Origin of the sequence: Streptomyces sp. NRRL S-495 (genome assembly GCF_000966955.1) — a bacterium.
GTDB classification, from domain to species: domain Bacteria; phylum Actinomycetota; class Actinomycetes; order Streptomycetales; family Streptomycetaceae; genus Kitasatospora; species Kitasatospora purpeofusca.
The window spans coordinates 1-10,272 of record NZ_JZWY01000782.1; the positions used below are offsets into that span (position 1 = coordinate 1).

Genomic DNA, 10,272 nt, shown 5'->3' on the forward strand with positions numbered 1-10,272 from the left:
CCGGGAGGTCCCGGCCGAGGAGGTCGCGCGGCAGCTCGCGCAGGCCAAGTCGGTCGTCATCACACCCGGCTACGGCATGGCGGTGGCGCAGGCGCAGCACCCGGTCGCGGAACTCACCCGGCGGCTGCGCGAGCGCGGTGTCGAGGTCCGCTTCGGCGTCCACCCGGTCGCCGGGCGACTGCCCGGGCACATGAACGTGCTGCTGGCGGAGGCGAAGGTGCCGTACGACATCGTGCTGGAGATGGACGAGATCAACGACGACCTCGCCGCGACCACCGTCGTCCTCGTCATCGGCGCCAACGACACCGTCAACCCGGCGGCCATGGACGATCCGGCCAGTCCGATCGCGGGCATGCCGGTGCTGCGGGTGTGGGAGGCGGAGCAGGTGGTCGTGTTCAAGCGGTCGATGGCGTCCGGCTACGCCGGGGTGCAGAACCCGCTGTTCTTCCGTGAGAACAGCGCGATGCTGTTCGGCGACGCCAAGCAGAGCGTGGAGGACATCCTCCGGGCCCTGGACGCCGACGGCTCCGGGGGCGCGGCCGCGGCCGTCCGGCGGGTGCCGCCGGTGGACCGGGCGGGCGTGTAGCGGGGACATCGCGCCGCACGCGGACTTCAGGAGGCGTGTCAGGGGGCGTCCGGAGAGAATTTCGCTCCGGGCGCCCCCGTCGTGTCGATCCCGCGCCGTCCCGTTCGACCTGGGGTAGAGAGGGTCGGACAGCGACTCCCGTGCCGACCCCGCACCAAACCCGTACCAAGGAGAACAGCCATGGCGAAGTACATGTTGATCATGCGTGGCAGCGACGAGACGCGCGAGAAGATGATGGACACGCCCTTCGAGGAGATCCTCGACATCATGGGTCGCTACAACGACGAGCTGATCCGGGCCGGGGTACTGATCGCCGCCGAGGGGCTCGACGACGCGTCGACGGGCGTGGTGGTCGACTTCACCGGGGAGGCACCGATTGTCACCGACGGGCCCTACGGTGAGACCAAGGAACTGTTCGGCGGCTTCTACATCCTCGACGTGGCTTCGCAGGACGAGGCGGTCGCCTGGGCGAAGCGGCTGCCGTCCCTCCCGGGGATGAAGATCGAGATCCGGCGGGTGCCGGGCATCGACGAGTTCCCGCAGGACAACAAGTGGATCATCCAGGAGCGGGAATGGCGCGAGCGGACCGGCCAGCTCTGAGCACCGGACCGACCGACGGCGCCGGCGGGTCCGCCGGGCACCTCGACGGCCCGCCGGGCGCCGCCGAGGCCGCCCGGCGGGCCGTCGAGGCCGTCTGGCGGATCGAGTCGGCGCGGATCGTCGGCGCCCTCACCCGCTTCACCGGCGATTTCGACCTCGCCGAGGACGTCGCCCAGGAGGCGGTGGCCGAGGCGCTCGTCGCCTGGGCGCGCGACGGCGAGCCGGCCAGCCCGGTCGGCTGGCTGCTCGCCACCGGCCGGCGTCGCGCCATCGACCGGTTCCGCCGCCGCTCCGCCCTCGACGAGCGCTACGCGGCCCTCGCCGGCCGGCTGCCCGAGGGCGGGGCGAGTTCCGGCGCCGAGCCCGCCCCCGCCGAGCCGGACGAGCTGCCGTGGGACCCGGACCTGATCGAGGACGACGTGCTCGCGCTGATGTTCGTCGCCTGCCACCCCGTGCTGTCGCCCGAGGCCCGCGCGGCGCTGACCCTGCGGGTGGTCGCCGGACTGTCCAGCGAGGAGATCGCCCGCGCCCTCCTGGTGCCGGTGCCCACCCTCCAGGCCCGGATCACCCGGGCCAAGAAGACCGTCGCCGCCGCCGGCGTCCCCTTCGAGATGCCCCCGCCGGAGGAGCGGCGCGAGCGCCTCGGCGGGGTGCTGAGCGTGCTCTACGTGCTCTTCACCGAGGGCTCGACGGCGACCAGCGGGGACCGGCTGCTGCGCACCGACCTCGCCTACGAGGCGATCCGGCTGGCCCGGACCCTGGCCGCGCTGCTGCCCGGGGAACCGGAGGTGTCCGGCCTGCTCGCCCTGTTCGAGCTCACCGCCGCCCGCTTCCCCGCGCGCACCGGGCCCGACGGCGAACCGGTCCTCCTGGAGGACCAGGACCGCCGCCGGTGGGACCGCTCCGCCGTCCGGCGCGGACTGGCCGCGCTCGACCGGGCGGCCGCCACCGGCCACGGCCTGGGCCCGTACGGCCTCCAGGCGGCGATCGCCGCCTGCCACGCCGGAGCGCCGTCGGTCGCGGAGACGGACTGGCCCCGCATCGTGCTGCTCTACGAGGCGCTCGGCCGGGTCGCGCCCTCCCCCGTGGTCGACCTCAACCGCGCGGTCGCCGTCGCCATGGCCGCCGGACCGGAGGAGGCCCTGCGGATCGTCGACGGGCTGGGCGCGTCCGGCCGGCTGTCAGGCTCCCACCTGCTGCCGGGCGTGCGCGGCGAACTGCTCACCCGCCTCGGCCGCACCGCCGAGGCCCGGTCGGAGCTGGAGCTCGCCGCCCGGATGTGCCGCAACACCCGCGAGCGGTCGGTGCTGCTGCGCAAGGCCGCCGCCCTGGGCTGACCGGCCGTTGGTGGCGCGATCGTCCCCGCCGTCAGGGCACCGGCGTCGCGGTGGAGGCGACCACCGGCGGGCCGGTGATCAGGGTGCCGTCCTCGGCGTACGGCGTGCCGTTCGGCACACAACCGTGCAGCCCCTTGATCTGCTGCATCATCACCGGCGCCGGCGCGCCCTGGCCCGGGCAGTCGACATGGCCCTGGCCGATGATGTGTCCGACCTCGTGGTTGACGGCGAGCGCGTGGTAGAGCTCGGGCTTGCCGGTGTAGAACTCGGACAGCTCCTGCCAGCGCTTGAGGTTGATGACCACCTGCTTGCCCGCGGCGCAGTTCACCCAGCCGCCGGTGTCCAGGCCGTACTGTCCGCAGATCCGGTCGGTGGACTGCGGGGTCGCCAGGTACACGGTGAAGTCCACCGGATCGGCGTCCACCCGCTGGAAGGCCCGCTCACCTCCGGCGGCCCAGCCGCGCCGGGTGTCCCCGAGCACGGCGTCCACCTCGGCGGCGAACTGCGCGGGCGTGACCTTCAGCCCGTTCTCCGCCCGTACCTTGTACCGGTAGAGGCGCTCCCCGGTGCCGACCCGCTCGGTGCCGCCGGGCGCCGTGGTGAAGGCCAGGGCCTTCGGCGCGGCTTCCGCCCAGGGCCGCCACCACCAGGTGCCCGCCGCCACGGCGGCGAGGACCACCAGGGCGATCGCCCCGTACCTCGCCCGCCCCGCGGGCAGCCGGGCCGTCACCCGGCCCACCGGGCGACGGCCCCGCGTATGGAGCGGCGGAAGGACGGGGCCGCGGCGGGCACGGCGGCCCGGGAACGGCCCCGTCCGGGGTGGATCAACACATCGTTCATACCGAATAGGACGATTCGAGACCCTTCCGCGGTTCACCCGATCTTGGTCGGGTTCCCCGGGGCGGTCACGCTCGGGGCCGTGCCGACGCCCGCGGGCTCACCGGAGGCCCCGGCCGAACAGCCGCCGGAGGTCCCGTCCGCGGGCTCACCGGGGGTCCCGGTCGAAGAGCCGCTTCGACCAGCGGTGGCCGAGCAGCGTCAGGCCCAGGCACCAGGCGACGGCGAGCCAGCCGTTGTGGCCGATGCCGGTGCCGAGCAGCAGTCCGCGGAGGGTCTCGATGGCGGGGGTGAAGGGCTGGTACTCGGCGATCGGCCGGAACCAGCCCGGCATGGCGTCCAGCGGGACGAAGGCACTGGAGACCAGTGGCAGGAAGATCAGCGGCAGCGCGTTGTTGCTGGCCGCCTCGGCGTTCGGGCTGACCATGCCCATCCCGACCGCGATCCAGGTGAGCGCCAGGGCGAACAGGGTGAGCAGCCCGAACGCGGCGAGCCACTCCAGCACCGTGGCGTCCGTGGAGCGGAAGCCGATGGCCACGCCGACGGCGCCGACCAGCACGACGCTGAGCACCGCCTGCAGCACGCTGCCGACGACGTGCCCGGTCAGTATCGACCCGCGGTGGATCGCCATCGTCCGGAAGCGGGCCATGATGCCCTCGGTCATGTCGTTGGAGACCGAGACCGCCGTGCCGACCGTGGTGCCGCCGATGGTCATCAGCAGGATGCCCGGGACCAGGTAGGCGATGTACGCGGAGCGGTCGGCGCCGGCACCGCCGATCCCCGCGCTCATCACGTCGCCGAAGACGTAGACGAAGAGCAGCAGCAGGACGACCGGCGTGAGCAGCAGGTTCAGGGTCAGCGACGGGTAGCGCCGGGCGTGCAGCAGGTTGCGCCGCAGCATGGTCGACGAGTCGCGGACGGCGAGGGAGAGGGAACTCATCGGACGACCTCCTGGGTCTGGTGCGGCGGAGTGGGACCACCGGTCAGGGCGAAGAACACGTCGTCGAGGTCGGGGGTGCGGACGGTCAGCTCGTCGGCCTCGACGCCGGCGGCGTCCAGCCGGTCGAGGATCGCGCGCAGTCGGCGCTGGCTGCCGTCGCCGGGGATCCGCAGGGTCAGGTCCGCGTCGTCCCGCTCGGCGTCCGCCAGCGCGGCGGCGGCCGCACGGTGCGCGGCCGGGTCGGTGAACCGCAGCCGGATGTGTCCGCCGGGGACCAGCCGCTTCAGCTCCTCGGCCGTTCCCTCGGCGACGATCCGGCCGCCGTCGATCACCGCGATGCGGTCGGCCAGTTCGTCGGCCTCGTCCAGGTACTGGGTGGTGAGGAAGACGGTGGCGCCCTCGGCGACGAGTTCACGGACGATCCCCCACATGGTGTGGCGGCTGCGCGGGTCGAGGCCGGTGGTCGGCTCGTCGAGGAAGATGATCCGCGGGTTCCCGACCAGGGTCATGGCGATGTCGAGGCGGCGCTTCATGCCGCCCGAGTAGCCGGAGGCGGGCTTCTTGGCGACGTCGGCCAGGTCGAACCGGGCCAGGAGCCCGGCGGCGACCCGGCGGCCCTCCCGGCGGGACAGGTGGTGCAGGTCCGCCATGAGCAGCATGTTCTCCTCCCCGGTGATCAGCCCGTCCACCGCGGAGAACTGCCCGGTGACGCCGATCGCGGCGCGGACCCCGTCCGGCGATTCGGCGAGGTCGTGGCCGGCGACCTGGGCGTGCCCGCCGTCGGCCGTGACGAGGGTGGAGAGGATCTTCACCGTGGTGGTCTTGCCGGCGCCGTTGGGCCCCAGCAGCGCGAACACCGAGCCGGCCGGGATCCGCAGGTCGATGCCGTCGAGGACGGTCCGGTCGCCGTAGGACTTGCGCAGGCCGACCGCGGTGACGGCGGCGGGCGGCGGAGGGGAGTCGGGCCGCCTGGACGCGGGCATGACAATCGAAGGCATGTGGTCCTCCTGTTCGGGGACTCGGTGACGACGGGCTGGGGACTACTGGCTACTGGCTGGGGCTGGGGCTGGGGGCTGGTGACGGCTCGGGGCGTTCGGAGGCCGGGCGGGGAGCGGAGCCGCGGGATCAGGGCTTGGCGCGGAGGACGTCGATGTTGCCGTACCGGGTGCGGGCGCGGACCTCGACGGTGTCCTCGGACTTCCCCGGGGCATCGGAGGCGTCGAGCATGTTGCGCACCTGGCCGGAGGCCGAACCGAGGTCCAGCCAGGCCGCCGTGCCCTCCCGGATGCCGACCTCGATGGCACCGTAGGAGGTCTCCAACTGGACGCTGCCCCGGGCCACCTCGCCGATGCGCAGGGTGCCGTGGGCGGTGGTGGCGGCGACCGAGCCACCGGCCCGCCGGACCTCGATGTCGCCGTTGGCGCCGCTCACCCGCAGATCGCCGTTGGCGAGGTCGACGGTCGTAGTGCCGTGCGTGTTCTTCAGGACCGCGGCGCCGTCGATCCGGCCGATCCGCAGACTGCCGGAGCTGGTGGTGATCTCCGCCTCGCCCTCGATCCGGTCCACGGTGATCGAGCCGTGCGCGGCGGCCAGCCGCAGCGGGCCGGTGGTGTCGAAACGGACGTCCCCGGAGGAGGTCTTCACCTCGGTCTCGCCCAGCCGCCCCTCACCCAGTACCTGGGCCCAGGCGCCGCTCACCTCGATCCGCGAGTCCGCGGGCAGCTCGACCGTGACGTCCACGGTGCCCACACGGCCGACCAGGTAGCGCGGCTTGGGCGTTCGCACGGTGAGGACCCCGGCGGCGTAGCCGACCTCGGTCTGCTCGGCGGACCGCACGTCCAGGTCCTTCTTCGGATCGCGCGGCCGCACCTCGACGACGGTGTCCGGCCGGTCGACGGCGATGAAATGGATGGAACCGGCCTCGACGTGCGCGGTGACGGCGATCGGGTCGGGAGTGTCGAACGAAGGCATGGTGATCCCGTCCTCGGGGTCTCGGATGGCGGTCTGGTGGGTCGGTCCGGCAGCTGGTGCCACCGGTGGGCGGTGCTACCGGTGGACAGTGCTACCGGTGGACCGGCCCGACCTCGCGGCGCGGGGTCTCGGCGTACGCGATGAGCTTCATGACGCCATGATGGCACCATGATGACGCCAGACGCAAGCCTTTTATGTGCCCGAGTGGCTCAGGTCCGGCGACACCGACCCTCCGTCCGGGCGCCTATGGCAGCCTCGGGCCGGTGGCACCATGGCGCCAGACGGGCTCCGGGACCGGATCGGACTACGTGGCACTGCCCTCCGAGCAGCCCCGGCGACACTGGCGCCACTTCGGCGCCAGATGACGCCAGGCGCGGCACACCTCAGGCGCGGTCGGCGGCCCCCTCGTCCGCGCCCACCAGCAGCCAGCGCGCCGGCAGCTCGATCCGGTCACCGTCCGCCGTGAACTCCGTAGTGGCCAGCGGCAGCTCACCGGAGTCCAGGACCGCGAGCCCGGCCGCGCCGAACAGCTCCGCGGCCAGGTCCGCCAGGACCCGCTTGGCCGCTTCGGCCAGCTCGACCACGAACGCCCGGCCGCGCCGCCCGGCCAGCACCGCGACGGCCTCGGCGACCGGCCCCCGGTCGGCCGGATCGCTCTGGTGGATCACCCCGCGCAGATAGAGGTTGACGTCGCCGAGGCGGTCGTGGAGCGCGCGGACGGCTCCGGCGTCGGTCGCGTCCAGCCGGGCGTACTCGGCCAGGCCGGCCGGGTCGTTCCGCCGGGCCAGCTCCACGGCGGCCTCCGACAGGTCGACCCCGAGCACCCGGCCGAACCGTCCGGCCAGGAAGCGCGTCTGCGTCCCGCTGCCGCAGCCGAGGTCGACCACCGGCAGCTCCGGGTCGACCAGCCCCGGCCGGAACAGCGCGAGGTGGCGCTCCGCCACCAGGGCCGCCTCCGCGTCCCAGATCACCGCCCCGGGCTCGTCCGGCGCATCCCGCCAGAACCCCTCCCAGGCACCCAGGTACCGACTCGTCACACTCACGACGGAGACCTCCTAGCGTCACCCACAGTGGCCGCAATGTATCCGCCGGTCGTCGCACCCAAGGGCCGCAACGGCACGGGGAGGACGCGGGGGTGGGAAACACTCACCCTGCGGGTGATGGCACCTCGTACGGGGTTGACCAGTACGAGGAACGGACTCCGCGCCGGGCCGGTGGCGCGGGCCCGGCGGCGCGAATGCACGCCAGGGCGCCACACCCTCCACAAGAGCAACCGCCGACGCGTGTGCACCACCGCTGTCCCGGCGGACGCCGCCTTCACCGTCGCTGCGGCCGTGTCACCGCGCATACGGGTGAAGTGCTCGACGTTTCGCCGCTGCCTCAGGGCACCGACCGACGATGGTGATCACCAGACCCCGCCACCGGTTTGCGGTGGCCTCACCGTTGGGAGTGCAGCATGGCCGGTTGGAGCTACGAAGACTGCGGGACTCCGGAGGGCACCCTCCTGATCCGCTCCATCAGCGTGACCCCCGATCCCCCGAGGCCGGGCCAGGGCCTGACCATCAGGGTCGGAGGGGACCTCCAGAAGCTGCTCGACGACGAGGCGTACGTCGAGATCACGGTGAAGCTCGGGCTGATCAAGGTCCACCAGAAGCGGCAGACCCTGAAGGAGTTCTTCGCCGAGTGGGGTGCGTCGGTGCCGTCGGCGACGGGACGGTTCGATGTCGAGTTCTCCAAGACGCTGCCGAGGGAGATCCCGGCGGCCAAGTTCAAGATTCGGCTCGATGCCTTTACCGGGCGCGAGGAGGACGCCTTCTGCCTGGAGTTCACGGTCGACTTCGGGCAGCGGCCCTGACCCGCAAGGGCACCCCTGGCCTGATCGGCAGCGCGAGGCCCACCGTCCGGCCGGCCCGTCCCGGCGACGGAACGCTTCAGGTCGCGGCCGGATGACCAGGTCAGGCAGCACCCACGTGATCGGCCGAACAGTCTCTGCCCAGCCCAGCCCTACCCCACCGACAGTTCCCGCCGCCGCTCTGCCCTGGCGCGGCGCCCGAGGGGCCGTACCGGGGCAGAGCGGTCAAGCGCCGAGCGTGCTCACTACCTCTTGCCCTGCTTGTTCAGGGAGTCGTTGTACTTGTTGATGCCGTCAACGTGCGAGCGGCCGCTCTTTTCCTTACGACGTGGTGCGCGAATGGAGTCAGGGTTGGTGTAGATGCAGCGTGGTGCCGTGATCGATGATCTGTGGATGCGTCCGTTGAAGCACGGCTATACCAACCACACCGTCGGCGACGGATCGGTGGTGGAGAAGACCTACGAAGGCCCCGATGCGGGGCTCCGCCGTGCGCGGGAGCACACGCTGCTGACCCGGTTGCAGGGGAGGTTGCCCGTGCCCCCGGTACATGGCCTGGACAACGGGATCCTCACCCTCGGGTTCGTCACCGGTACTCCGGGCCAGGACCTGATCGACGCTGGTCGCGCGGCGCAGGTCCTGGAGGCATGTGGGACGCTGCTGCGCCGCATCCATGAGACCGCGCCGAGCGTTCTCGGGGCGGGTGCCCCGGATGCCGGGCAGGTGCTCGTCCACGGGGACTTCGGGCCCAACAACATGCTCCTGGACCCGGTGACGTTCCAGGTCACTGCCGTGGTCGACTGGGAGTTCGCCCACCTGGGCGATGCGGTCGAGGACCTGGCCTGGTGCGAGTGGATCGTACGGATGCACCACGCCGAGCACCGCCAGGCGCTCGACCGCTTCTTCCACGCCTACGGCGGGCCGGTGCCCGCGTCGCCGGTTCGCCAGGCGGCCATGCTGGCCAGGTGCGCAGAGCTGGAGCTGTTCTGCCACCGCTGGGAGTCGAACGGCCCGGGAGTCAGGCAGTGGCAGGAGCGCGCTGCCACGACAGCGGGCTGGCAGGAGCAGCCCACGTGTCGGCCGGGCACGGGAGCGGCCGTGACGTGAGGAAGGCCGTGCGGGTTGGGTCTGTTGTGACGCAATCCCTGGCCCGCACGACCTTGTCCCATCGTATCCTCACCGGCCTGGGTGGTCCGGCGTGTCCACCCCGACGTCGACGACGACGGGACCGGAGAGTCGTCGGCACAGGACTTCTACAGCACCAGCCGCGTCTGCTCGGTCGGCGACAGCAGGCCCGAGCACCTCATCCTTCTCGGACGGCTTTCGGGTACGAGCGCGCCCCCGACCTCCCGCCGGGCGCTCGCGCCCGGGGCACCCGGCGCTGGCGGGGTTCGGCCGCGCTCTCGTCGGCGCACCGAAGTTGATCAATATGGGCCGTTGAGACCCGCAGCCGACGCGCTTGGACGGGACACGCGAGGCGCGACCGCCTCGCCCGCTCGGACTGGAAGAGCGGTTGATTGGCCCCTGGACGAGTAGATCCGAAGCGCCCGATGGTGTCCGGCAGCCGGCTGGCATCATGGGAGTCCGATCCTGAAGGAGTGCCGACCGCGTGAGACTCATCTGCGACCCCGTGCACGGCGAAGTGGATCTCACGGCGTCGGCAGAGGAACTGAACCGTTTGGCGGCCGCGGTGGCCGAGGGCGAGGGGCTGCTCAGCTCCACGCCCTCAGCGGGCAGCGACGCCCTGACGGGGATCGAGGTCAAGAAGACCGCCGGCCCCGGTGTCCTTGTCCGTCTGGATTCCGAGCGGCAGGTCCTTGTGATCAGCGGTGACTCCGCCGGCAGGACGGTGCTCGCGGAAAACCTGCGCGGCATAGCTTCCGCCGAGGATGGCGGTCACCTCCACATCGACTACTTCCCCGGGCACTTCTACCTTGCTGAAGGGTCGCTGCCGTTGGTGGTCAACAGCCCGCACGGAGGCATGCCAGCCCGTTGAGGTCGTTGCGCGGTCCGGCGGTCACGCAGGTGTCGGGGACGATCGCCGTACCGCGGCCGAGGGCCTTCAGGATGCCCAGCACACCTGAGTTGAGCACGGTCGACCTGCCCGTGCCGGGCGGGCGGCGGCGGGCGCGACGAGGATACTTCCGCCGGA

The 10,272-nt window shown here is 72.3% G+C and carries 12 protein-coding genes; 6 read left to right on the plus strand and 6 right to left on the minus strand.

Annotated elements, in window-relative coordinates:
* The 3 genes from VR45_RS33325 to VR45_RS33335 all read left to right on the plus strand — a co-directional run.
* Nucleotides 1–586, plus strand: a 586-nt coding sequence (locus VR45_RS33325) for an NAD(P)(+) transhydrogenase (Re/Si-specific) subunit beta (RefSeq protein ID WP_045943635.1), incomplete at its 5' end; no start/stop codon positions are given.
* A gap of 180 nt (nt 587–766) precedes the next feature.
* The gene (locus VR45_RS33330; protein WP_045943636.1) at nt 767–1,186 is read left to right on the plus strand and encodes a YciI family protein; all 420 of its coding nucleotides are present in this window, start codon (nt 767–769) and stop codon (nt 1,184–1,186) included.
* The gene (locus VR45_RS33335) at nt 1,159–2,523 is read left to right on the plus strand and encodes a DUF6596 domain-containing protein (protein WP_045943637.1); all 1,365 of its coding nucleotides are present in this window, start codon (nt 1,159–1,161) and stop codon (nt 2,521–2,523) included. Before VR45_RS33330 ends, VR45_RS33335 begins: the two co-directional genes overlap by 28 nt.
* Nucleotides 2,524–2,554: 31 nt before the next feature.
* On the opposite strand, the gene VR45_RS33340 is transcribed toward VR45_RS33335, so the two are convergent.
* The 5 genes from VR45_RS33340 to VR45_RS33360 form a co-directional block, all read right to left on the minus strand.
* Nucleotides 2,555–3,262: a DUF3152 domain-containing protein gene (locus tag VR45_RS33340; RefSeq protein ID WP_078897078.1), complete on the minus strand. Its 708-nt coding sequence runs from the start codon at nt 3,260–3,262 to the stop codon at nt 2,555–2,557.
* 246 nt (nt 3,263–3,508) lie between these two features.
* Nucleotides 3,509–4,300 (minus strand): ABC transporter permease, encoded by a 792-nt coding sequence (locus VR45_RS33345; RefSeq protein ID WP_045943638.1) that lies wholly within the window; start codon nt 4,298–4,300, stop codon nt 3,509–3,511.
* A complete protein-coding gene (locus VR45_RS33350; RefSeq protein WP_045943639.1) occupies nt 4,297–5,283 on the minus strand; it encodes a daunorubicin resistance protein DrrA family ABC transporter ATP-binding protein in 987 nt (328 codons plus the stop codon). Before VR45_RS33350 ends, VR45_RS33345 begins: the two co-directional genes overlap by 4 nt.
* A gap of 142 nt (nt 5,284–5,425) precedes the next feature.
* Nucleotides 5,426–6,271, minus strand: coding sequence for a DUF4097 family beta strand repeat-containing protein (locus VR45_RS33355; RefSeq protein WP_045943640.1), 846 nt, complete (start codon nt 6,269–6,271; stop codon nt 5,426–5,428).
* Nucleotides 6,272–6,654: 383 nt separating this feature from the next.
* Nucleotides 6,655–7,314, minus strand: coding sequence for a class I SAM-dependent methyltransferase (locus tag VR45_RS33360; protein WP_045943641.1), 660 nt, complete (start codon nt 7,312–7,314; stop codon nt 6,655–6,657).
* A gap of 413 nt (nt 7,315–7,727) precedes the next feature.
* Here VR45_RS33360 and VR45_RS33365 point away from each other — a divergent pair, with 413 nt between their 5' ends.
* The 3 genes from VR45_RS33365 (at nt 7,728) to VR45_RS33375 (ending at nt 10,116) form a co-directional block, all read left to right on the plus strand.
* On the plus strand, nt 7,728–8,126 hold the full coding sequence (locus tag VR45_RS33365; RefSeq protein ID WP_045943642.1) for an ML domain-containing protein: 399 nt from the start codon (nt 7,728–7,730) through the stop codon (nt 8,124–8,126).
* Nucleotides 8,127–8,483: 357 nt separating this feature from the next.
* The gene (locus VR45_RS33370; protein WP_234326413.1) at nt 8,484–9,227 is read left to right on the plus strand and encodes a phosphotransferase; all 744 of its coding nucleotides are present in this window, start codon (nt 8,484–8,486) and stop codon (nt 9,225–9,227) included.
* A gap of 502 nt (nt 9,228–9,729) precedes the next feature.
* On the plus strand, nt 9,730–10,116 hold the full coding sequence (locus VR45_RS33375) for a hypothetical protein (RefSeq protein ID WP_045943643.1): 387 nt from the start codon (nt 9,730–9,732) through the stop codon (nt 10,114–10,116).
* Here VR45_RS33375 and VR45_RS49380 read toward each other — a convergent pair.
* A partial coding sequence (locus tag VR45_RS49380) for a hypothetical protein (RefSeq protein ID WP_234326416.1) occupies nt 10,082–10,272 on the minus strand: 191 nt, incomplete at its 5' end. The two genes, VR45_RS33375 and VR45_RS49380, sit on opposite strands and share 35 nt — an antisense overlap.

What these genes read in the sequence shown, in the direction of transcription:
- VR45_RS33365 (WP_045943642.1), top strand. Translation starts at nt 7,728, where the DNA reads ATGGCCGGTTGGAGCTACGAAGACTGCGGGACTCCGGAGGGCACCCTC.
- VR45_RS33335 (WP_045943637.1), top strand. Translation starts at nt 1,159, where the DNA reads ATGGCGCGAGCGGACCGGCCAGCTCTGAGCACCGGACCGACCGACGGC.
- VR45_RS33355 (WP_045943640.1), bottom strand. Translation starts at nt 6,271, where the DNA reads ATGCCTTCGTTCGACACTCCCGACCCGATCGCCGTCACCGCGCACGTC.
- VR45_RS33350 (WP_045943639.1), bottom strand. Translation starts at nt 5,283, where the DNA reads ATGCCCGCGTCCAGGCGGCCCGACTCCCCTCCGCCGCCCGCCGCCGTC.
- VR45_RS33330 (WP_045943636.1), top strand. Translation starts at nt 767, where the DNA reads ATGGCGAAGTACATGTTGATCATGCGTGGCAGCGACGAGACGCGCGAG.
- VR45_RS33370 (WP_234326413.1), top strand. Translation starts at nt 8,484, where the DNA reads ATGCAGCGTGGTGCCGTGATCGATGATCTGTGGATGCGTCCGTTGAAG.
- VR45_RS33345 (WP_045943638.1), bottom strand. Translation starts at nt 4,300, where the DNA reads ATGAGTTCCCTCTCCCTCGCCGTCCGCGACTCGTCGACCATGCTGCGG.